General features: G+C 59.3%; 21 protein-coding genes. 19 read left to right on the top strand and 2 right to left on the bottom strand.

What is annotated here, in order from left to right:
* The first annotated feature begins 76 nt into the window (after positions 1-76).
* The 19 genes from CLR77_RS19430 (at position 77) to CLR77_RS19340 (ending at position 20,223) form a co-directional block, all read left to right on the top strand.
* Positions 77-1,435: an MFS transporter gene (locus CLR77_RS19430; protein WP_097462374.1), complete on the top strand. Its 1,359-nt coding sequence runs from the start codon at positions 77-79 to the stop codon at positions 1,433-1,435.
* A 53-nt stretch (positions 1,436-1,488) separates the two neighbouring features.
* Positions 1,489-2,013 carry a single-stranded DNA-binding protein gene (gene ssb, locus CLR77_RS19425; protein WP_097462373.1) on the top strand — a complete coding sequence of 175 codons (525 nt, stop codon included), beginning with the start codon at positions 1,489-1,491 and terminating at the stop codon, positions 2,011-2,013.
* 262 nt (positions 2,014-2,275) lie between these two features.
* Positions 2,276-3,190: a type IV pilus biogenesis protein PilM gene (locus tag CLR77_RS19420; RefSeq protein WP_227520012.1), complete on the top strand. Its 915-nt coding sequence runs from the start codon at positions 2,276-2,278 to the stop codon at positions 3,188-3,190.
* Positions 3,187-3,801: a PilN domain-containing protein gene (locus CLR77_RS19415; protein ID WP_097462372.1), complete on the top strand. Its 615-nt coding sequence runs from the start codon at positions 3,187-3,189 to the stop codon at positions 3,799-3,801. Before CLR77_RS19420 ends, CLR77_RS19415 begins: the two co-directional genes overlap by 4 nt.
* Positions 3,798-4,502: a type II secretion system protein GspM gene (locus CLR77_RS19410; protein ID WP_097462371.1), complete on the top strand. Its 705-nt coding sequence runs from the start codon at positions 3,798-3,800 to the stop codon at positions 4,500-4,502. The genes CLR77_RS19415 and CLR77_RS19410 overlap by 4 nt, the downstream gene beginning before the upstream one ends.
* Positions 4,495-4,821: a hypothetical protein gene (locus tag CLR77_RS19405; RefSeq protein WP_097462370.1), complete on the top strand. Its 327-nt coding sequence runs from the start codon at positions 4,495-4,497 to the stop codon at positions 4,819-4,821. The genes CLR77_RS19410 and CLR77_RS19405 overlap by 8 nt, the downstream gene beginning before the upstream one ends.
* 25 nt (positions 4,822-4,846) lie before the next feature.
* Positions 4,847-6,550: a pilus (MSHA type) biogenesis protein MshL gene (mshL, locus tag CLR77_RS19400; protein ID WP_097462369.1), complete on the top strand. Its 1,704-nt coding sequence runs from the start codon at positions 4,847-4,849 to the stop codon at positions 6,548-6,550.
* 10 nt (positions 6,551-6,560) lie between these two features.
* Positions 6,561-7,406, top strand: coding sequence for an ExeA family protein (locus CLR77_RS19395; RefSeq protein WP_097462368.1), 846 nt, complete (start codon positions 6,561-6,563; stop codon positions 7,404-7,406).
* Positions 7,403-8,644, top strand: coding sequence for a tetratricopeptide repeat protein (locus CLR77_RS19390; RefSeq protein WP_097462367.1), 1,242 nt, complete (start codon positions 7,403-7,405; stop codon positions 8,642-8,644). Before CLR77_RS19395 ends, CLR77_RS19390 begins: the two co-directional genes overlap by 4 nt.
* A 5-nt stretch (positions 8,645-8,649) precedes the next feature.
* Positions 8,650-10,389: a GspE/PulE family protein gene (locus tag CLR77_RS19385; protein WP_097462366.1), complete on the top strand. Its 1,740-nt coding sequence runs from the start codon at positions 8,650-8,652 to the stop codon at positions 10,387-10,389.
* Positions 10,390-10,411: 22 nt separating this feature from the next.
* Entirely contained in the window at positions 10,412-11,638 is a 1,227-nt protein-coding gene (locus tag CLR77_RS19380; RefSeq protein WP_097462365.1) for a type II secretion system F family protein, read from the top strand.
* Positions 11,638-12,201, top strand: coding sequence for a hypothetical protein (locus CLR77_RS19375; RefSeq protein ID WP_097462364.1), 564 nt, complete (start codon positions 11,638-11,640; stop codon positions 12,199-12,201). The genes CLR77_RS19380 and CLR77_RS19375 overlap by 1 nt, the downstream gene beginning before the upstream one ends.
* A 2-nt stretch (positions 12,202-12,203) precedes the next feature.
* Positions 12,204-12,704 carry a type II secretion system protein gene (locus CLR77_RS19370; RefSeq protein WP_097462363.1) on the top strand — a complete coding sequence of 167 codons (501 nt, stop codon included), beginning with the start codon at positions 12,204-12,206 and terminating at the stop codon, positions 12,702-12,704.
* A gap of 66 nt (positions 12,705-12,770) precedes the next feature.
* Positions 12,771-13,229 carry a prepilin-type N-terminal cleavage/methylation domain-containing protein gene (locus tag CLR77_RS20530; RefSeq protein ID WP_097462362.1) on the top strand — a complete coding sequence of 153 codons (459 nt, stop codon included), beginning with the start codon at positions 12,771-12,773 and terminating at the stop codon, positions 13,227-13,229.
* Between the two features lie 69 nt (positions 13,230-13,298).
* Positions 13,299-13,781, top strand: coding sequence for a prepilin-type N-terminal cleavage/methylation domain-containing protein (locus tag CLR77_RS19360; protein ID WP_097462361.1), 483 nt, complete (start codon positions 13,299-13,301; stop codon positions 13,779-13,781).
* Positions 13,778-14,284: a type IV pilus modification PilV family protein gene (locus tag CLR77_RS19355; protein ID WP_097462360.1), complete on the top strand. Its 507-nt coding sequence runs from the start codon at positions 13,778-13,780 to the stop codon at positions 14,282-14,284. The genes CLR77_RS19360 and CLR77_RS19355 overlap by 4 nt, the downstream gene beginning before the upstream one ends.
* Positions 14,284-15,081: a PulJ/GspJ family protein gene (locus tag CLR77_RS19350; protein WP_097462359.1), complete on the top strand. Its 798-nt coding sequence runs from the start codon at positions 14,284-14,286 to the stop codon at positions 15,079-15,081. The genes CLR77_RS19355 and CLR77_RS19350 overlap by 1 nt, the downstream gene beginning before the upstream one ends.
* Positions 15,071-15,505 (top strand): pilus assembly PilX family protein, encoded by a 435-nt coding sequence (locus CLR77_RS19345; protein WP_097462358.1) that lies wholly within the window; start codon positions 15,071-15,073, stop codon positions 15,503-15,505. Before CLR77_RS19350 ends, CLR77_RS19345 begins: the two co-directional genes overlap by 11 nt.
* A complete protein-coding gene (locus CLR77_RS19340; protein ID WP_097462357.1) occupies positions 15,505-20,223 on the top strand; it encodes a DUF6701 domain-containing protein in 4,719 nt (1,572 codons plus the stop codon). Before CLR77_RS19345 ends, CLR77_RS19340 begins: the two co-directional genes overlap by 1 nt.
* A 49-nt stretch (positions 20,224-20,272) precedes the next feature.
* Here the strand turns inward: CLR77_RS19340 and glnG are convergent, their stop codons facing one another.
* Both glnG and glnL read right to left on the bottom strand, forming a co-directional pair.
* Positions 20,273-21,721, bottom strand: coding sequence for a nitrogen regulation protein NR(I) (glnG, locus tag CLR77_RS19335; RefSeq protein ID WP_097462356.1), 1,449 nt, complete (start codon positions 21,719-21,721; stop codon positions 20,273-20,275).
* A complete protein-coding gene (gene glnL, locus CLR77_RS19330; RefSeq protein WP_097462355.1) occupies positions 21,718-22,791 on the bottom strand; it encodes a nitrogen regulation protein NR(II) in 1,074 nt (357 codons plus the stop codon). Before glnL ends, glnG begins: the two co-directional genes overlap by 4 nt.
* Between the last annotated feature and the right edge of the window lie 141 nt (positions 22,792-22,932).

The raw sequence follows: 22,932 nt of genomic DNA, 5'->3' as shown, positions 1-22,932 counted from the left end.
CGCTGGCGAAATGCGCCGCTTCGGGTCGGTGTGAGCCGACCGAAATCAGAACTCTTCATACAACTGGTTACTATTCATGACGAAAACCGAACTCAAATCTGTATCCGCCATCGCGGCGGTCTATGGTCTGCGCATGCTCGGTCTGGCCATGGTGATGCCCATCTTCATGCTGATGAGTACTCACCTGAAAGGCTATACCGAGAGCCTTGCTGGCCTCGCGATTGGCGCCTACGGGCTTAGCCAGGCGTTGCTGCAGATTCCGTATGGCATGCTGTCCGATCGTTTTGGCCGGAAGCCGCTGATTATCATTGGCTTGATCCTGTTCGGTTTGGGGAGTTTGCTGGCTGCGTTCTCCGATTCGATCTATGGTGTTATCGCCGGCCGGTTCCTGCAGGGATCTGGTGCTATCGCCAGTGTGCTGATGGCGTTGGTCAGCGACGTCACCAGCGAAGAGAGTCGCACCAAGGCGATGGCCACTATTGGTATCGGTGTCGGTGTAGCGTTCTCCATCTCTCTGGTTATCGGTCCCTTGTTGGGCCAGCTCTGGGGGCTCGAGGGTATCTTCGGACTCACCGCGGCGTTTGCCGGTGTGGGGCTGCTGGTGGTGATCTTTGTGGTGCCAACGCCGCCTAAACTGGTGGTGCATGCCGATACGGAGGCTGTGGCCGGACGGATTGCTGCCGTATTGAAAAATCGTCGCCTTCTGCGCCTCGATTATGGCGTCATGACCCTCCATATGGTGCTGGTGGCCTTTTTCGTTTCGGTGCCGACAATCCTCCAGAATAACCTGCATATCCCCAAGGCGCATCATTCCTGGGTCTATTTGAGCGTTGTCGCGCCCGCTTTCTTTGCCATGATCCCCTTCATCATCATTGGTGAGAAGCGCCGTAAGATGAAGCAGGTCCTGGGTGGCAGCGTGGCGCTGATGGCTGTGTCGATGGCTCTGCTGGCGGTCTGGCACCAGAGCTTGGCGGCGGTATGGTTCTTTATTTTCCTGTATTTCATGGCGTTCAATCTGTTGGAAGCCTCCCTGCCTTCTTTGGTCAGCAAGGAGTGCCGTGCCGGCAGTAAAGGCACGGCGATGGGGCTCTACTCGACGAGCCAGTTTATCGGTGCCTTCCTGGGAGGAGCCATCGCTGGTATTGTGCTGCAGCACTTCGGCGTAGTGCCCGTTCTGGTGCTGATGGTGGCGCTGTTGTTGATCTGGCTGGTGATCATTATCGGTATGCCGCAGCCAAGCTATTCCACCAGTTTCGTGTTAAAGTTGGCGTCTTTAGACTCGATTAACATCGGTGAAGTCAGTCAGTCCCTGGCAGCTGTTCGCGGTGTGGAAGACGTGATGATCGTCCCCGCCGAGCAGGCTGCCTATTTGAAGGTGGACAAGAAGGCGCTGGATGAGGAAACGCTCAAACAGTTGCCCTTTGTGGCTGGTTAGCCATGGTGAGCATGGAAGCTCGATAAACAAGGCCGCGTTTACAGGAGCTAGCAATGGCGAGAGGTATCAATAAGGTTATCCTGATCGGTAACCTGGGTAACGATCCGGAAACCCGTTACACCCCGAATGGCAATGCAGTGACCAATCTCAATATCGCGACTGACGAAAGCTACAAGGATCGTCAGACGGGTCAAATGGTGCCGCGTACGGAGTGGCATCGCGTTGTCATGTTCGGCAAAGTCGCCGAAGTGGCTGGGCAGTATTTGCGCAAAGGCTCCAAGGTCTACATCGAGGGGCGCCTGCAAACTCGCAAGTGGCAGGATCAGAGTGGCCAGGATCGTTACACGACGGAGATCGTTGTCGATATCAATGGTCAGATGCAGATGCTCGACAGCCGTGGAGGTGAAGGTGGCATGGGGCCGGGTCCGTCAGCGGGCAGCCAGCAACGAGCACCTTCACAAGCGCCCGCGCAGAGCAGTGGCCCGCAGGATGCACCTGCCGGTGGATATGCACCGCCGCCGAGCGGTGGTGGTATGCCGGAGACGGTCGACGATTTCGACGACGATATTCCGTTCTGATCGATGCGTTCACCTTGAAAACCCGCTTACGCAGCGGGTTTTTTTATGGGCGGTTGGGCGCGCCTTGGTGCTTACTCGTATGACGGTTACGGGTGCCCTGTTCCTGACATTCCCGGACGATTTCTACCATTGTCGCGCGGGGTGGATGGTAACAAAGCATTACATTTGGCAATATTTCTTCAATTTTCACTTCGATTCACATGGTTGTCTGTCCATATTGACTATACTTCTGCGCATTGGGCTCTAAGTTAGTGAGAAACCCGTGAGTTTTCGCCGTATCACACATTTTTTCCGGCGCCAGCAACGTACTGGCCGACTTGGGCTGGAGGTGCGTCCTGACGGTATCGCCTGGGCCGAGTTGTCAGCCAGTGGCGCGTTGGTCGCAACGGGGTTTGAGAACTGTACCCCCGCGGGGCGTCTACCGGCGCTGACAGCCTTGGTCGAAACCCGTCGCCTTCAGGGGAGTCCGGTTGACGCCGTTGTGTCGGTGGACCACTACCAGATCTTCCAAATCGAGCGCCCTGCTGTCGAAGATAATGAACTGGTGGATGCGGTGCGTTGGCGCCTGAAGGATTTGCTCGACTACAGCCCAGACGATGCGGTTTTCGATGTGTTTCCATTCCCGGAAGATGCCGCCCGCGGCCGTGGTGCACTGATCAATGTCGTGTCCGCGAGGAAAAGCCTGATACGGGAACTGGCCAAGCTGACCGAAGAGGCCGCGCTCACATTGGCGCGGGTCGACATTGCCGAGCTGGCACTACGGAATCTTGCTGCACGCCTGGAAAGCGGGAATCGATGTGTGGCGCTCGTTTACCTGCGATCCAATCACGGGCAGGTGGTGCTGACCCAGGGCCCGGTGCTGTACCTGTCGAGACGTATCGATGTGACGGCAGAGAGCCTGTCGGATGTGGTTCAGCAGGAAATGGCGGTACAGGGGTTGGCGCTGGAGCTCCAACGCTCGCTCGATTACTACGAAAGCCAGATGGGGCAGGTTCCGCCCCGACAGATTCATCTGCTTGCACGTGCGGACGGGCTGCCGCTGGCGGAGATGCTGAACGTCAATCTTGCCGCGGAAGTGGTTCGTCTCGATCCGGCCAGGGTGGGGATCCCCGAGCTTGACGAGCGCAGCGTGCTGGCCTGTGCAGCTTTGCTTTCCGATCAGGGGGTGACGGCATGAGGCAGGAGGTCAATCTCTATACTGCCGAACTGCGTCCCCGCAAGGAGCCGTTGGTCTTTCGGCAGTTGGCCTGGAGCGCGACGGCGCTTGTGGCAATGTTCGTCATTGCCGGGTTCTGGCTGTGGCATCGGCACCATGCGCTGCTGGCGGAGCAGGCTGCGCTGCAGGCGAGTGTTTCTGCACTACAGGCAGACGATGACCGCCTGGCCAAGGCGGTGGGCGAGATGCACATCGACCCGGTGCTGAGTCAGTCCGTCGTGGCCCTGAAAAACGATATCGATCAACGCCTGCGCTTACTGTCGCAAATACACACGCTGTCCGGTGCCGGGCAGATGGGCTTCTCTCCCTACCTGACAGCCCTGGCTCGCCAGTCAGCTTCCGATCTCTGGTTACGGGAAGTCGTGCTCAACGGTTCGACGGGTGACGTTACGCTGTCGGGTCGTACCACCAAACCAGAAGCCGTTCCGGATTATCTGGAACGGTTGCGGCAGGAAGCAGCGTTCAAGGGCAAGAGCTTTGCCGAGTTCGATATGCAGCGTGACGACAAGAAACCGATACTGGATTTTGTGCTGTCTACCCAGGGGAAAGACGCCGTGGGAGGTAAGCCATGAGCCTGCCTGACATCGCGCGGAATCTGGCGCAGGCTTTTGACCAGCGGGTCATGCGGGAGCGTATCCTGATGGCCGCGACGCTGGCCCTCGTTCTGCTCTTCCTGGGCTGGCAACTGGTGGTGTCGCCGCTATGGTCGGGCAACCAGGATTTACGCAGTGCGATTGCGCAGCTGAACCAACAACAATCTGCGTTGCAGGGGCAGGTCGTGAAGTTGCAGCAACGCCTGCGTCAGGACCCCAATCAACCCTTGCGCCAGCAGCGCCAGCAGTTGGAGCAACGTAGGGATCAGCTCCAGCAACAACTTCAGGGCGAGATGGCGACACTGGTTTCACCGGAAGCCATGGTACCGTTGCTGCGGCGTATGTTGAGTGCCCAAAAGGGGCTCCAGTTGCTCGCGGTCCGGCATTTACCGCCGCAGCCGCTGATGTTGGATGGTGATACTGCAAAACGCGAAAAGGTAAAGTCCACCGGTGCGGATGAACGCGAAAAGGCAAAGCAGCCTGCCTTGTACGCACACGATGTCGAGCTGGTGGTGTCGGGCTCCTTTTTTAGTGTGTTGGACTATCTGAAAAGCCTGGAAAGCATGCACCAGCATTTTGGCTGGCGGCTTCTTAAGTACAAGGTCACGGATTATCCGCGGGCCGAAGTACACCTGCAGGTGGAAACCCTCAGTTTGAGTAAGGAGTGGCTTGGTGTTTGACCGTCAGCAACTGGCGGCATGGATGCTAGTCCTGTTCACGGGTTCCGCAATAGCGGCGGGCCTTAAGGACCCTACTCGGCCACCGGATTACCAGGCCCACCCTCAAGCGCATCAGAAAGCGGCGTCGGCGTTTCGCCTTGAGTCGATTCTGTTTGGCCCGTCACGCCGTGTTGCCGTGATCAACGGAACGGCCGTGAGTCCCGGCGAACGTATTGATGGCGCCAGGGTGATGCGGATCGAACGGACTGAAGTGGTTCTGGATATTCACGGGGTTCGGCATGTACTGAAGTGGCACTTGCCGCCTCAGGTGCGCCAATGAATCAGGTAACAATAAAGGCTCGCGCATGAAAATTCGGTTTAATGCGGTCATGACCGCCGGCTGTCTGCTGCTTGCGGGGTGTGCCAATCACCCTTTGTTGCATACGGCGCAGGCATCGTCGACGGACAGTGTGAATGCGATTTCCCGGGAATTATCGGCTGACCAGAAGGCGGAGAAGTCGACACCAGCTCCCGGATATCAGGTTCCGCCAGAAGTGACCCAGGCGCTGTTGCCGCCGCTGAATAAACCAGCACCGACGCCCAGCGAAGCCCGTTTTGACGTCAATGCCAAAGACCTGCCAGCACAGACTTTCTTCCAGAGCCTGGTGCAGGGGACCGGCTATAACGTTGTGGTGCATCCGGCGGTCAAGGGTAATATCAGTCTGCAGCTGAAACGGGTCACCCTGCCTGAAGTGATGAGTGTGGTTTCCCAGCTCTATGGCTATGATATCCAGCATGAGGGCAATCTTTACAAGGTATTGCCCGGCGGCTTGCAGACACACATCTTTCACATCAATTACCTGTACTTCAAGCGCAAGGGTGGTTCGGAGATTCAGGTGAGTGCTGGCCAGGTCACCTCGGTCGATAACGGCAACAGCAACTCCAGTAACACGTCCAGCAATTCGAATTCTGGCCAGAACAACAATAACAATCAGGTGATCGGGACCCGGATCACGACTGAAACCGAATCCGATTTCTGGGGCGATCTCAACAAGTCGGTCAAAATGATCGTGGGTGACGGCAAGGGGCGTCAGGTCATTACCAATGCCGACGCGGGCTTGCTGGTCGTTCGCGCCATGCCGGACGAGATCCATTCCGTAGAAGACTATCTGCAGCGCACCCAGCTGATCATCCAACGGCAGGTCATCCTGGAGGCGAAGATCCTCGAAGTGAGGCTTAATAAAAGCTATCAGCAGGGCATAGACTGGACCCATTTCCAGGACCTGTCCGCGTCGCTGGCGGCAGATGGCAACAAGAAGAGCTATCTGCAGACAGCGGTCGGAGGCAAGGCCATCGCGAGTAATGAGATCGGTGGCGTGTTTTCGGCGTCGCTGCGAATCAGCGACTTTACCGCTCTGATCCAGCTGCTGGGCGAGCAGGGTAATGTGCAGGTGCTGTCCAGTCCGCGTATCTCCACCGTCAATAATCAAAAGGCGGTGATCAAGGTCGGAACAGACGAGTTCTTTGTAACCAATATCGATTTCAACAACCAGAACAACGTCAACACCACCAGCAATACCACCACATCCGTTCAGTTGACGCCGTTTTTCTCCGGTATTTCGCTGGATGTGACGCCGGAGATCAGCCAGAACGGCACCATCATCCTGCATGTGCATCCCTCTGTCAGCAATGTGACGGATCAGCAGAAGGTCGTCACCATCGGCGATAAGGACGTGACGCTGCCGCTGGCGCTCAGCACCGTGCGTGAGACTGACAGCATCATCAAGGCACGGAACGGTCAGATTGTGGTGATCGGTGGGCTTATCCAGAACCAGAGCCAGGACAACAATGCGTCTGTTCCCTTCTTCAGCGATATTCCCGTAATCGGTGAACTGTTCAAGCAGAAGCGTTTCCAGTCGACGAAGAGCGAGCTGGTCATCCTGCTGCGACCGGTGGTGACCGACAATCAGGTCTGGGATCAGGATCTGTCCCGCAGCCGCCAGCGCTTCAATGCGTTGCGCGATACGCTGCAGTCCTACCCGTCGCCGGCGCCGATGTTCGCCCAATAGGTGCCAGCCCATGTACGAGAGCTATTTCGGCCTGCAGGAAACACCCTTTGCGCTGACACCGGACACGCGCTATTTCCTGCGGGCGGAAACCCATCGCCAGGCGCTGGAACTGTTGCTTGCGGCGCTGCAGCAGCGGGAAGGTTTCATCAAGATTTCAGGCGAGGTGGGCACCGGTAAGACACTGTTGTGCCGGATGCTGCTCAACGCCCTCGAGGGCAACGCCGTGACCGCCTATATCCCGAATCCTCATTTGTCGCCGGACGGCCTGTACGAGGCGGTTGCGGACGAATTGGGCGTCGACATGGCGATTGAAGGCAATACCCATCGCCGGGTCAAGGCCATTTCCGAGCGGCTGATCATGCTGGCGGAAGACGGGCGTACGCCGGTTCTGGTGATCGATGAGGCTCAGGCCATGCCGGAGGAAACCATCGAATCCCTGCGCCTGTTGACCAATCTCGAAACCGAAAGGACGAAGCTTCTGCAGGTGGTGCTTTTTGGCCAGCCGGAGTTGGACGCCATGCTCGACCGCCCCAGTCTTCGTCAGCTGAAACAACGTATTACCTTCCAGCAGAAATTGCAGCCGTTGGATCGTCCGGCGGTGGCGCAGTACCTGCAGCACCGGTTGGCGCAGGCGGGGTATAACGGACCTGTGCTGTTCGAGCCGGTGGCGGTGAAAATGATTGGACGCGCCTCGGGTGGCATTCCCCGGCTGGTGAATATTCTTGCCCACAAAGCCCTGCTGGCGGCCTGGGGGCGTGGAGACAGAGCTATCGGGCGCTGGCACGTCAGACAGGCGATTCGCGATACGGATAGTGTTCAGCCGCGGCGCTGGTACTGGCTGGGGAGCTGGACATGAGCCTGTTGAACGATGCGCTGCGGAATGTGGAAAAGCGGCAGCGTCAGGAGCAGCATGGGGTGCCGGTATCCCCCCAACTGGGTGCGGCGCCAGTGCCTGGAGCGGCGCCTCGGCGTTGGAAATGGTTGGCGATGGCACTGATGGTCGTGGTGGCCGTACTCGTTGGCGCCGGTGGTTGGAGGTTCTGGCGAACGCCGGTTACGCCGGTCGCGAAAGCTGCGGAGGCCGCTCCTGCCGCCGGACCGGTTTTGCCCTCAGCCATGTCTGCTGCTGATAAGACTGCTCCCGAGACCGTGCATGAGCAGAGCGTTGCTCGCCCTCCTGTGGTGAAAGAAGTCGTTGCCGCCACGGCTGCGGCGCCGAAACCTTCAGCACCGGTTTCGACGGCGAATGCCCCTCAGGCAACCCGACACCACAAGGCGTCGGAGGCGAGATCTGTGCCGAAGCCTTTGCCACCGAAAGCCGTTGCCCACCGGCACAAGGCTGCGCCTGCCGACACGCAACCGACACGTATTGCGCAAGCCGAGGTTTCGCAGCCTGTCGCCAAGACGGTCGCACCTTTTGCAGTCGCGATGCAGGAACCAGCGATAGCTGCCGCGACGGCAGCGAGCGCCGATGCCTCGCCCGACACCGCTGTGATCCGACCGGCGAAGCTGACGCCGGACGAGCAGGATCAAGCCCTGTCGACGCGGTTGCAGACGCTGCTTGAACGCGGTGACGATGATGCGGCGATGGCACTTTTCCGACAGACGGCGACGCCGGGGCAGTCCTGGCACCGCAGCCGCATTGCGCTTGTCAGCGGTCTATTGAGCGGTCAGCGCTATGGGGCTGTGCTGGATCTGGTGCCGGAATCGCTGTCATCGCAGTCGCCCCGGCTGCGTATGCTCCGGGCCCGGGCGCTGCTGGCAACATCGGGAGCGCCGTCGGCATTGGCCGAGCTGAAAAAAAGTATCCCTGAACTGAGCGACTGGCCGGATTACCACACCATGCTGGCGACACTGTACCAGCAGACTGGCCAGCCTGCGCAGGCGGCAACCATTTGGGGCAAGTTGCTACAGCTCGATAACAGTCGCGCTGACTGGTGGGCGGGGTTGGGGATTGCGCTGGACAGTGAGCGCCGTGTGGCAGGTGCCCGCGAAGCCTATCGGCAGGCCATGATGCTCTCCGGTTTGAATCCGCCACTGCGGCAGTATGTCGCTCAGCGGTTGAGCACCTTGAGTGCGCAAGAGAACGAGTAAGGGTTATGGTGGAACCGCGCAAGAAAATCCGGATCGGTGACCTGCTGGTACAGAACCAGGTCATCACCGACGATCAGCTGATGACCGCATTGCGCGAGCAGAAGAATACAGGCCGAAAGCTCGGGCGGACGCTGATCGACCTGGGGTATATCGACGAAGATAATCTGCTCAACTTCCTGTCGCGGCAGTTGGCGATTCCTTTTGTCCAGCTTCGCCACTTCCAGTTCAACAACGAATTGATCAAGAAGCTACCGGAAACCCAGGCCCGCCGGTTCCGGGCCATTGTCCTCTCTGAGCAGTCCGGCGAACTATTGGTCGGCATGACCGACCCGATGGATATCTTCGCCTATGACGAGCTGGTCCGTATTCTCAAGCAGCCGGTCAAACAGGCGGTCGTCCGGGAAAGCGAATTGCTGACCACCCTGGACCTCGTCTACCGCCGTACCGATGAGATCGCTTCCCTGGCGGAGGAATTGGAAGACGAGCTGGGTGAAGATGCTTTCGACCTGGCGGACCTGTCGGCGGAAACCGACGTTAATGAAGCGCCAGTGGTCAAGCTGTTGCAAACCCTGTTCGAAGATGCGGTCCAGAGCCGCAGTTCGGATATCCATATCGAGCCGGACGAGAATGTGGTGCGTATCCGTCAGCGGATCGACGGGGTACTGCACGAGCATGTCATGAAGGAGAAACGCATCAGCTCAGCGCTGGTCTTGCGCCTCAAGCTGATGGCTGGCCTGAACATTTCCGAGAAGCGGATGCCCCAGGACGGACGCTTCAACATCCGGGTCAAGGGGCGCAGCATCGATGTGCGGATGTCGACCATGCCCGTGCAGTTCGGTGAAACCGTGGTCATGCGCTTGCTGGACCAGTCCGAGGGGAGTCTGGACCTGGCGTCGACGGGGATGCCGGCCAGGTTGCTCGAACGTTTTCGGCGTCTGATTCAGCGTCCCCACGGCATGATTCTGGTCACCGGTCCCACCGGGAGCGGTAAGACGACCACGCTCTATGGTGCCTTGTCCGAACTGAACCGTCCCGAGGTCAAGATCATCACGGCGGAGGACCCGGTGGAATACCGGCTGCCCCGCATCACCCAGGTGCAGGTCAACCCGAAGATCGGACTGGATTTCGCGTCTATCCTGCGAGCCAGTCTGCGTCAGGATCCGGATATCATCCTGGTCGGCGAGATGCGGGACCAGGAAACCGTTGAGATCGGCCTGCGCGCGGCCATGACGGGCCACCTGGTACTGTCGACGCTGCACACCAATGACTCGATCGGCAGTGCCATGCGCCTGATGGATATGGGGGCGGAGCCTTTCCTGGTGGCCAGTTCCCTGGTGGCCGTGGTTGCGCAACGACTGATCCGGCGGGTGTGCGATAACTGCAAGGCGCCCTATACGCCCACCCAGCAGGAACAGATCTGGTTGCAGGCAACGTTGGCTCCGGAGGGGGAGTCTTTGGACGGCCATTTCGTCCACGGACGGGGTTGCTACCAGTGCGGTAACACGGGATACCGGGGCCGCATAGGTGTTCATGAGTTGTTGGAACTGGATGAGAAGATGCTGGATGCGCTGCGTCGTAGCGACGCCTCCGGTTTTGCGCGCGCGGCGCGGCAGAGTCCCTATTATCGGCCGCTGGAAAGCTGTGCTCTGGATTATGCCCGCGAAGGGGTGACCACGCTGGCGGAGGTCGCCCGCGTGTCGGCATCCATCGAAAACGACGTCTTCACTGACGACGCTGTGGTCTGAGCGGAACCAAGGGGGCGGTAGCATGCAGTTCGAGTATCGGGGGCGGGACGCACAGGGTGGTCTGCAGCAGGGCACGCTGGATGCTGCGAGTCAGGATGCCGCCGCGGGGGAACTGATGCGACGGGGTATCACCCCGTTGAAAATCTCGTCGTCCTCGGCGGGTAAGGCGGGCGCCTCCCTAGCCCAATTGCCGATCTTTCAACCCAAGATCACGTTGGACGATCTCGTTGTGTTCTCCCGGCAGATGCATGCGCTGACCAAGGCGGGGATCCCGATTATCCGGACCATGCGAGGGCTGGCCGAAACGACCCGGTCACCACGCCTGTCCGAAGTGCTCAATGATCTCGCGAACCGTCTGGAGGGAGGTGTCTCTCTGGCAACCGCAATGCAGGCGCACCGGAAAGTGTTTTCCGAGCTGTTTATCGCCATGATCCACGTGGGTGAGAACACGGGGCAGTTGGATAAGTCGTTCCTCAGCGTGGCGCAGATGCTGGAGTTGGAGCGGGAGACCAAGCGTCGCGTCAAGCAGGCGATGCGTTATCCCACCTTCGTGCTGACCGCCCTGTTTGCGGCGCTAATGGTGGTCAACTTCCTGGTCATCCCGAAATTTGCGGCGGTCTTTAACAAGCTGGGCGCCGATCTGCCCTGGGTGACCAAGCTGCTGGTGGCAACCTCCAACTTCCTGATCAACTACTGGTATCTGATGATGCTTGTCGCTGCAGTGGTGTCCTACGCGCTGGCGGCCTGGGTTAAGACATCCCAGGGGCGGGAGGTCTGGGACCGCTACAAACTACGTATTCCCATCATCGGCGACCTGTTGGAAAAGATCACGTTAAGCCGCTTTGCCCGCAATTTTGCCAACACGCTGTCGGCAGGGATGCCGGTGACGCATGCGCTGACCGTCGTCTCGGATGCGGTCGACAACGCCTGGATCGCACACCATATCCGCGATATGCGTACAGGGATTGAGCGGGGCGACAGCCTGTTGCGTACAGCCAGTGCCAGCAAGATGTTTACGCCGTTGATCCTGCAAATGATCGCGGTGGGCGAAGAGACCGGCGCGGTCGATGAGATGTTGGTCAGTGTCGCCGATTTCTATGATGAAGAGGTCGACTTCGGCTTGAAGCGGCTGGCGGAGTCGATTGAGCCGCTGCTGATCGTGGCAATGGGGGTTCTGGTTCTGATCCTGGCATTGGGCGTCTTTCTGCCGATCTGGGATCTGGGACGGGCTGCGCTGGGGAAAGGCTGATGTCGGGGTCGCCCTACGTCGATGGGGTGACGCGTGTCAGTATGCGACGGCGGCTGTCGTTCTGGCTGTCGGTGCTGATTATTGCGGTGCTCGTTTCGCGATTGCTCTGGAGTCTTGAGCAGGAGGCCGAGCGGGCAGAGCGTGCATCGGTTCGACAGGTGCTGAATCAGGTTCGGGCAACGTTGGTCATCAAGACGGCAACCTTGCAGTTGCCGCGGCAGGAGCCGATGGCGACCGTATGGGCGGGTGCAAATCCCATGAATTGGATGCAGGGCGCACCCGGTAACTATAGTGGTATCTGTGTGTCGCCGTCGGCGCTCGCCTCCGGGCACTGGTGCTATCAGCGGTTTTATGGCGACGGCGGAGTTCTGGTCTATCGCTCGCGGGATATCGGGACGATAGAGGGACAGGCTGCGGATCGGGAGGGTTTGTTCCGCTGGCGGGTTCGCCTGAACTTCGAGGACAGGAACGGGAACGGACGGTTCGATCGGGGCGATCGACTGATCGGGTTGGAGCTGGTGCGCTGGTGGCCGGCTCCGGAAAACGGCAAAGGGCAGGGATAAAGATGAAAAGAGAAACGGGTTTCACGCTCATTGAGCTGGTGGTGGTCATCGTCATCCTGGGCATCCTGGCGGCCTTTGCCTTGCCCCGGTTTGCCCGCCTTTCCGATGCTGCCCATCAGTCCAGCGTCAAGGGTACAGCCAGTGCACTGGGTTCGGCGGTTGCACTGGTGCGCTCCCAGTGGACGGCGAACGGCGCGCCCGGCGCAATGCAGAACGTTCAGGGTTTTGGCGAAAACGTTGTGGATGTCGGCGCCGACGGCTGGCCGACGGGGGTGAGTGGCAATACCGACCCAGCGGCGATCACCGCGACCGACTGCGCTCAGCTATGGGGGGCCCTGCTCCAGGCGAACGGGCCCAAAGTCAGTACCACGGCCGGAACCGGCATCGATTACCTGGTCTCGCTGTCGGGAGGGAACTGTTATTTCACCTATCAGGCAACGACGGCGGGAGATTACATCGAATACGACCCCAATACCGGCGCCGTTACAACGTTGATCCACTGATTTCTAGAAAAACCTGAAGACTCAACCATAATTAAACGTAGTAGCTGTACTTTCCTGGAGGCATGCATGCAACAACAAAAAGGTTTCACCCTGATTGAACTGGTCATGGTGATCGTGATTTTGGGCATTTTGGCGGCGTTCGCTTTGCCGCGTTTTGCGGATTTGGGGGGAGATGCAAAGGTTGCGACCTTGAAAGGCACTGCGGGTGCCGTTCGCTCGGCGTCCTCTATTGTACACTCGGCTTTTCTGGCCGCTGGCGATAGCGCCGCCACAACGGCCACTGTGGAAGGAACCAAGATCGATCTGACCAATGGATACCCGGCGGCAAAAGCCGGTTCCAACGGCAGCATCGTGGATGCCGCCCAGATTAGCTCGCAGGATTACACCATGGACACCTCAACTGCAGGGACTGCGTTGATTGAGCTGAAGGGGGCAAAGTCGCCTCCAACCTGCTCAGTGAAATACGTGGAAGCGGCATCCGGTGGTAGCCCTACCATCACCTACGATATTACGGGTTGTCAGTAACCCCTATTGAATGTGGAGCGGGGTTATCGTTGTCACACGATACCCCGCTTTTGATTGGAGTTTCGCGACGTGCGACAAACCAGTTCAGAGTTGCGCGTGTACGGGTTTACGCTCGTTGAACTAGTGACAGTCCTTGTCCTCGTCGGCATTCTCTCTGCCTTAGGCGTCGGACTTTTTGCCGGTCGCTCCACATACACACCATTACTCGCCACCAATACCCTGCAAAGCGCAGCCCTCTTTGCCCAGCAACGTGCACTAGCGGATGCGGATAGTGGTAACCCGGTTTCCCTGGTGATCAGCCAAACGGCAAAGGACTGGTTGTTCGCTGTGGTCGACAGCGGCACCACGCTCGATACCTTCCAGGCCAGCCGTGACGGTGCGACTTTGAGTCTTAATGGTGTGCAGCTGGGAAATGGTGCCAGCCAGAGCCTGAGTTACGATGGTGCCGGCAGGACGGGCAGCAATACCCAGGTTTCCGTGAGCGGTGATAGCACACGTCAACTGTGCATCAGCTCCATGGGCTTGGCGTATCCGGGAGCCTGTCAGCCATGAAATCGGCTGCCGGTTTCTGTCAGAGAGGGGCGACCCTGATCGAGTTGGTGATGACCATCGTTATCATCAGTATTGCCGTGGTTGGCGTCGTCGGCGCCTTCTCTGCGCTCACCAGTCACAATGCCGATCCGTTGTATCAGTCCCGCAGTGTAACCCTGGCTCAACTGTACCTGGATGAAATCCTCGCGCAGAAATACGATAACGCCACGCCGAACGGCGGAATTCCGGCTTACACGGGTCCCTGTCATACGGGGCCGGAAGCCGGCGAGACGCGATCCACCTATAACGACGTCGACGACTACAACGGGTTGGACGATAAGCCGCCCCGTACCTCTCAGGGAGCATTGGGGCCCGAATATAACGGCTACGAGGTGAAGGTCTCGGTGCAATGTGCCGGTGCCGAGGTTGGGTTAACCAACGCCAATGCCAAGCGCATTCAGGTGACGATTATTCCGCCGGACGGGTCAAGGATGGTGTTCTCGGCATACCGGGGGAATTTCTGATGAGGCGGCAGACAGGTTTCACATTGGTGGAGCTGGTCATGGTGATCGTCTTGCTATCGATCGTCGCCCTGGTTTCGGTGAAATTCGTCGGCGACAGCACCCGCGGCGCGATTGATACCGGGCAGCGCCAGCAGCGGGGGATTGCTGCATCGGTAATTTCCGAGCAGGTCAGTCGGGCCTTGCGACAGGCCCTCCCCGGTAGTATCCGGGTGACGCCGGATGGGCGCTGTGTCGAGTTTATGCCCGTTCTGGGTGCCTCCGTCTATGTTTCGATACCGCGCGACAAGGCGGCTTCCAGTTTCAAGGCTGTGGCCATTTCCCCCACCCAGTCGCTGACGGGCCATATTGCTGTTTATCCGATTATCGACTCCACGCTCTACAGTCCCAGTACCACAGGCAGCCTGTCAGCCTCCGTTGCTACGGTGCCCTCAGGCAGCGGGCAGGTGAAGGTGACTTTTGCCAGCGGAACCCAGCAATTCCCAACGGACTCACCGACACAGCGCTTTTTCGTGGTAGGTGCCCCCATGGCATTTTGCGGGGAAGGGGCGTATCTCTACCGCTACCGCAGTTACGGATTTGTCTCCGACGTATCGACTTTGGAGGGGCAGTTGCCGGGAGCCTATCCGAACCGGGAGGTCGTGGGCGCGCCACTGCAATTGAACAGCGTCAGCTTCGTCTATATCCCGGCCAGTCTGCACCGGAATGCGGTCGTGACGTTCAATTACACGCTGGTGGATGCGGCCAGCGGTGAGACGATGCCGGTGACGCAGGAGGTGCAGTTGCATAATGTGCCCTGAACGCCGCTTCACTCATCAATCACTGGATCATATCGGGCGGCAGCGCGGTGTAGGGCTGCCGCTGGCTCTGTTTATCATCGTCGTGCTGGCCCTGGTGGTCACGGCAATGGCGGAAATGCAGCGAGGCAGTGGCGAAATGAGCAGTTTGCAGATCCAGTCAGAGCGGGCGTTCCTGGCGGCGGAATCCGGTGCCCAGGTCGCCCTGAGCAAATTGATTCCGCCTGGTGGCAGTGCCGGCGCCAGCTGTGTGTCTCCCCTGTATCAGCAGTCATTCAGTCAGCCTGGCCTGGGCGGCTGCCGGGTGACCGTCGATTGCCGGGCGGACAAGGTTTCCGGTGTCAATTATTACACGCTGCACAGTACCGGACTCTGCGGAAACGGGCTGGATCGGGCGAGTCGCGAAGTTGAAGTGAGGGCTCGCTGATGAGGTGGGGCGAGCGGCGCGCAGCGGGTGCATCTGTCAGGCTGATTTTCTGGTGTTTGCTGTTCCTTGTTCCGGTCCGGGCCTGGGCGGCGTTGTGCAGTGATGTGTTTTCGCAGGCGTTGACCAGTCAGGTCGCGGTCACCCCCGCCAAACAGCTGGATCTGTCCGGTATTAAGTGGAATCAGAAAAAACTTTGGCAGAATTGGCCGTCGTCGGGGACCACGCTGACGGCTGGGGATTATTACTTTAAAGGCACGACGATATACAACAATAACTACACGCTGAATGTTCAGGGTTCCGGTACCGTTCGCATCTACGTCGACGGTAACCTTCAGGTTGACGGCGACAACCTGCAGTTCAATGTGTCTGGAAACCCCTCACACCTCTTGTTGGTGGTGAACGGCAATGTAGCGGTCTATGGCAGCAACGCGACGGTACACGGTCTGGTGTATGTGACCGGTAACCTGTATTGGGCTTACTACGTGAGCGGCGGGCTGATTGACGGGGCCACCACGGTGGCAGGTGTTGAGCAGAACCAAAGTGGCTGGTTCGGGTTTTATCCGCCCTCGGCAAGCTACAGCTATGATGCCAATGCCGTGGCGAATGCCGACCTGGGGGCATTATGCTCGGCACCGACCGCTCCGGCCTTCCCCGTATTCGATGATTTTTCTGCCTACTCCGTTGGCTCTGTCAACGGCGATAACGGCGGAACCGGTTGGGGCGGCCCCTGGACCGGCAACAGCGGCCAAAGTGTCGAGGACCTCAGCAGTTCACCCCTGCGTTATACCGCCGACAATGGCGAAAGTATCAAGGCGACGAAAGCTCTCGATATCACGGCGAGCAATCCTCAGGTCGCTTATCGCCCCCTGGCGGCGACGTCTACCGCCGCGACGATCTATATGGGCATGCTGGTCCGCTTCAATGGCAGTGCAAGCAGTCATGCCGGCTTGGGGTTCTGGCTGGCATCGCCCGGCAGTGGAAGCACGCCGGAATACGGTATCCAGATGAACCATGGTAATGGCTCCGGCACCGAGGACTTTTTCGTCAGCCTGGGGAGTTCGCGGCAATGGGCGCAGAGCCTGATGCCGGGCCAGACCTATTTTGTCGTTGCGGCTTTCACCAAGGGTTCCGATGGTTATTATGATGAGGGCAAGCTGTGGGTCGACCCGGACTGTGAATCCGCGCCGGGAACGCCCACGGCGACGATTTCCCTGACAGGTGCCAATCAGGTGTCGTCCATCAGCCAGCTGGGATTGCGGAGCGAGAGCCTGGGCAGCGGTGAAAGCTTCGAAGTCGGTCGTGTTGCGGCGGGTAAGAAATGGACCGACGTCGTGCAGTGTCAATGCGACCAGAATGGTTTGGTCGGCCGTTATTACAATAACTACAAGAGCAGCCAGGCGTTTCCGACCACCACACCGGACCTGACCCGGCTGGATGCGACGGTGGACTTCAACTGGGGAGCCGGATCGCCTGATCCGGTCATCAACGATAACCAGTTCGCCATAGAATGGGACGGTTCGATCGAGGCGCCGACGACGGGCGACTATGTCTTTCAAACCGTCAGCGACGACGGTGTCCGGTTATGGGTGAACAACCTGTCGACGCCGATCATCGATAACTGGACCGACCATTCGGCGCACGCGGACCAGTCGCCAGCGGTGCATCTGGTCGCCGGCCAACGCTATGCCGTGCGAATGCAGTACTACGAGAATGGCGGCGTGACCGTTGCGAAACTGCAGTGGAAAACGCCTGGCAGTGGCAGTTTCCAGACGATTCCCACCACCAATCTGTATGCTTGTCTGCCGTTATCGGCTCCCAGTCTGGAAGGTGCCTCTTCGGTGTGCGGCGACCGCAGCAAGGTGACGGTCAAGTTCGTGCAGTCCAGCCGGACCCGTGTCTTGGATCCTACGGTGGCGACCCTACCGGGCAATTACAGTGTTGTTGATCAGAACACCGGTCTGCCCTACACGGTCAACAGCGCCGCCTATGGTTCGTCCGGCTACGATATAACGCTGCAACTGGCATCCCCATTGAAGGATAACAATACCTACCAACTGACAGTCAAAGACCTCTTCGATACCGGCGGGCGGATGATCAGCCCCAATCCGAGTCAAACGACGTTTACCGCGGCGACCAGTGGCGTCGTCGCGTCCTACTGGAACAACGAAACCTTATCCGGCTCGCCTGTGGCGCAACAGAGCGTCAGCGCGATCGACAACTATTGGGGCAGCGGCAGCCCGATCCCCGGAACCGTCAATACCGATCACTTCTCGATCCGTTGGGATGGTTACCTACAGGCCCCGGAATCCGGGACTTATCATCTCTGGATTGAGACGGATGATGGGGGGCGTCTCTATCTGGACGATCTTTCCAACCCCATTATCAATGCCTGGCATCTGCAGTCGATGACCTGGCATTCCTCCAACGCCATCACCCTGAGCAAGGGGCAGGTATATCGCGTGCGGATGGAAATGTATGAGCACACCGGACTGGCGGGAGCGCGCCTGTATTGGCAAACACCGGTCAGCGGGAGCCGGGTGCCGGTCCCGACCGGTGTGCTGTTTTCCTGCCCCAATGTGAGTTCGCTTGATCACTTCCAGATCGTTCACAGTGGCTCGGCCGTCAACTGCGCGCCGACGCCGGTCACCATCCAGGCCTCGGCCAGCGATGGCTCGGCGGTCACCGATTACACCGGAACCATCAGCCTGTCCACCTCAACGGGACGGGGCGACTGGTCGATGGGTTCCGCTAAGGGCGCCTTGTCAAATGGCGCTGGCGACAGCGGTAAGGCCACTTATACCTTCGCCACTGGCGATCAGGGGGTGGCCACGCTGGAACTTCGCGATACCCATCCTGAGACGACCAACGTCAATGTTAACGACAGCGGTGTCACGGAAAGCGCCAGCTACGACCCGAATATCCTGTTCAGTCCCAGCGGCTTCCTGTTCCTGGTGGATGGCGCCAGTCAGCCGATTCCGGGACAGATTTCGGATAAGGCTTCAGACATCGCGCCCAATGCCCATACGTTGTCGATCGAAGCGGTCCGCACGGATAACCAGACGGGTGCCTGTAAGGCTTTCCTGACCGGCACCCAGTCGATCGATATGGGGTATGAATGCATTGCGCCAGGAAGCTGTCAGACGGGTGTCAGCAACAATCAGCTGGCGATCAATGGAACCGCGATTGCCGCAAACAATAAGGGGAGTCAGACCAATTTCAGTCCGATACCGCTGAACTTTGGTGACGCAACGACCTCAGCCGCCACCTTCAATGTGCGCTATCCGGACGCCGGCCAGGTGATCCTGCATGCCAGGATGGCGCTGACGGATAATCAGGGCCAGCCCACGGGCGAGGTAATCCAGGGAAGCAGCAATGCGTTTGTCACCGTACCGGCGGGCTTTTGTCTCAAGGCGCCGCAGGCGAACAGCGACTGCACGGGAAGCGATCTGTCTCAGTGCTCCGTGTTCCGCGCGGCCGGTGCGCCCTTCACTCTGCAAGTGCAGGCCGTGGGCTGGCAAAGCGCCGGTGAAACCGGGGCGGCATTCTGTTCCGGCAATCACGTTACGCCAAATTTCCAGGCCAACAACCTGCCGTTGACCGACAGCCTGGTGGCGCCCAGTGGTGGCGTGACCGGCACCTTGGGTATCGGCACGGTCAGTTTTTCGGCGGCGGATCAGGGAACGGCCACAATCAACAACGAAACGCTTTCCGAGGTCGGTGCCTTTACCTTCCAGTTGAAGGCAGGTCAGAACTACATGGGGCAAAGTCTGCCCGGCGGCGAAAGTGCTACCGTCGGTCGTTTTACACCGGATCATTTCACGGCGACGCTGGCTGGGCCGGGGAGCCTTGCGCCGACCTGTTCAAGCGCGACGGCATTCGCGTATACCGGACATCCGATGAGCTGGCAAACCCCGCCAAGTGTGACGGTGACGGCACTGTCGGCCGACGGTAAGGTGACGCAGAACTACACCTTGGGCGGTTTCCAGAAGTTGCAGGCGTCCGATATCCTGCGGACGCTGCCGACCGCGGATAGCGCTGCCCTCGGGACCGACGGCAAGCCGCTGGCGGTATCGGTCACGGACCATGCTGCCGGGCTGGGGGTCGCCAGCCCCGGTGTCATGACCTACAACTTCAGCGCGCTGGATCAGGTGGCCTACACCAAATCCTTGGTTGCCCGGGTGGCACCCTTTACGCCTGCGCTGACATTCAGTATCGACAGTCTGGCCGACAGCGACGGGATCAAGGCGAGCGGGGCGAATCCACTCTTCAGCTTCCAGCCGGCGGCGTCCTTTATGGTGCGTTATGGGCGGATGACCCTGTTCAATGCGTTTGGCCCGGAAACCCATGACCTGACCGTGCCCTTCCGGGCGGAGTACTTCGACGGAAGCACTTTTGTCGTCAATGGGGATGACAGCTGCAGCAGCTATGACACCAGCACGGTGTCGCTGACACCCCAGAGCGCGGGGATATCCACCAGCGTGGTGGCGCCGGGTACCTTCAATCTGAATGCGGGCTTGCCTGCTGCCGGGGAGGCTTTGGTTTTGAAGGCGCCGGGCGCAGGGCATCAGGGGGATGTGCGGGTAGACTGGGTGATGCCGCTCTGGCTGCAGGATGACTACAACGGTGTCGGCAGCCTTTCGAATCCCTCCGCGGTGGCCACCTTCGGAACCTATCGCGGCAATGACCACATCATTTACTGGCGGGAAATGGGACAGTGATGGAGAGGGTGGAACTGGGCCCTAGTGCCCTGTTCCACCCAGGTACCGCCTAGTCCTCGTCGTCTTCACCTTCGTTGTCGGCGTCGCCGTCATCCATGCCGAGCTCCTTGATCTTGCGGGTCAGCGTGTTGCGGCCCCAACCCAGCAGGTTGGCTGCATCGCGTCGACGGCCTCCGGTATGGCGCAAGGCGGTTTCGATCATGACGCGCTCGAATTCCGGCACAGCGCTGTCCAGAATGCCCTTTTGACCCCGTTTCAATTCCTGGTCGGCCCAGTTACGTAAGCCTTCCTGCCAACTGACTCCTGTTGCCTGTGTGTCCTCGCGGTTGAGCAGTTCCGGCGGGAGGTCGGAAATATGGATTTCCCGCCCACTGGCCATCACGGTCAGCCAGCGGCAGGTATTTTCCAACTGACGGACGTTGCCGGGCCAGGGCATGGTGGAGAGGTAGGCCTCGGTTTCGCGCCGTAACAGCTTGGGCTCAACGCTGAGTTCCGTGGCGGCCTGCTTGAGGAAGTGCCGTGCCAGGCGGGAAATATCCTCGCGCCGCTCGCTCAGGCGGGGCAGGTGGATACGGATGACGTTCAGCCGGTGGAAAAGGTCTTCACGGAACTTACCTTCGTGGACCAGGGATTCCAGGTTCTGATGAGTCGCGGCGATGATGCGGACGTCGACCTTGATTGGCGTTGTGCCACCGACTTTATAGAACTCGCCGTCAGCCAATACGCGAAGAAGTCGTGTCTGTGTATCTGCCGGCATGTCGCCGATTTCATCGAGGAAAAGGGTGCCACCGTTCGCTTGTTCGAAGCGCCCCTGGCGCGCGGCGGCGGCTCCGGTAAAGGCGCCTTTCTCGTGACCGAACAGTTCCGACTCAATCAGGTCGCGGGGAATTGCCGCCATATTCAAGGCGATGAAAGGGCGGTCGGCACGGGGACTGTGCTGATGCAGCGCGCGGGCGACCAGTTCCTTACCGGTGCCGCTTTCGCCGTTGATGAGGACGGTGATGTTCGAGTGCGACAGGCGTCCGATGGCACGAAATACTTCCTGCATCGCCGGCGCCTCGCCGATGATTTCAGTATGTCCGCCGCTGTTGTCCTGGATGGGAGGCTCGTGGGTGGCGCGGCGCTCCTGGCTGTGCGCAACGGCACGCTTGACCAGCTCCATGGCGTCATCGACGTCGAAGGGCTTGGGCAGATAGTCGAATGCGCCCGATTGATACGACGAAACGGCGCTCTCGAGGTCAGAGTGCGCGGTCATGATGATGACCGGGACATCCGGGTACTGTTCGGAAATCTGCGACAGTAACGCAATGCCGTCGATACCGGGCATGCGAATGTCGCTGATGATGACATCGGGCTCTTCCCGTTGCAGACGCTCCATGATGCCGGCGCCACTTTCAAAACAGTGGGGCTGCATGTTGGCCTGCGTGACCGCCCGTTCCAGCACCCAGCGGATGCTACGGTCGTCGTCGATGATCCAGACATCGGCGGCTCGAGTCATGATGGCAACTCCAGTGGAATAAAGATAATGAAATCAGTGTGTCCGGGTTCGCTGTCGCATTCGATCAGGCCGTGGTGCTGGCCGATGATACCTTGTGCGATGGCGAGTCCGAGGCCGGTTCCGTTGGCTCGACCACTGATCATGGGATAGAAGATGTTCTGCAACAGCTCGGGTGGAATGCCGGGGCCGTTGTCAATGATGTCGACCCGACAAACCAGGCGGTAACGGCAGTGGCCAATGGTAAATTGCCTCAGTGCTCTGGTACGGATCATGATTTCCGGGGTGTTCTGTTGCCCGCTGTGTTGTTCGAGTGCTTCCATGGCGTTGCGGGCGATATTCAGGAATGCCTGGATCAGCTGTTCGCTGTCGCCCATAAACTCGGGCAGGCTTGGGTCGTAGTCGCGAGAGAAAAGAACGGTGCCTTTGCTTTCTGCATCGAGCAGGGTACGAACGCGTTCCAGGACTTCGTGAATATTGGTTTTTGCCATGCGAGGTGCCTTGCGAGGCCCCAGCATACGGTCGACCAGGGTGCGCAGGCGGTCGGCCTCTTCAATGATGACCCTGGTGTAGTCCTTCAGGTCGGGACTGTCGAGTTCCCGGTCGAGCAGTTGGGCTGCACCGCGAATGCCGCCCAGAGGGTTTTTGATCTCGTGTGCCATGCCGCGAACGAGAATCCGGGTGGTCTCCTGCTGCGCCAGCATTTCCTCTTCGCGGGTGATTCGCAGCAAGCGGTCGCGGGGATGAATCTCCATCAGCAGGCCCGGCTGCTCTCCCAGTAGCGGCGACACGGAGTAGTCCACCTTGATCCGGTTCCCGGACTGCAGCAGGAATTCGGCTTCGCGCTTGGTATAGGGGTGGCCGGTCAGCACGGACTGTTGCAACACTTCCAGCGCCTCGGCGGTCTCCAGAAAGAGGTCGCTTATGGGGGATTGCATAATGCGCGGGGCGCTGGTCTCCAGCAGCATTTCAGCGGACGGATTGATGTATTGCACCCGCAGCGCATTGTCCAGCGCGAGTACCGCTGTCGTCTGGTTTTCCAATAAACGTTTGAAGAATGACGTTGCGTGCATGGGCTTCCTCTGGGTTCTTTCCCGGTTCTGCAAAAAGTGAACCAGAACGGATCGTCGGCGCCTTGAAATGGGGAGCTCGCGTCAGCGCGGCCTAAGCGCGCCCGCAGGAGGTGCACGTCAGAATAACATCGAAAAGGGAGT

The organism is Mangrovitalea sediminis (assembly GCF_002514725.1).
GTDB lineage: Bacteria > Pseudomonadota > Gammaproteobacteria > Pseudomonadales > Oleiphilaceae > Mangrovitalea > Mangrovitalea sediminis.
The sequence above is the reverse complement of the archived record's forward strand: the minus strand, read 5'-3'. Positions and strand labels throughout refer to the sequence as shown.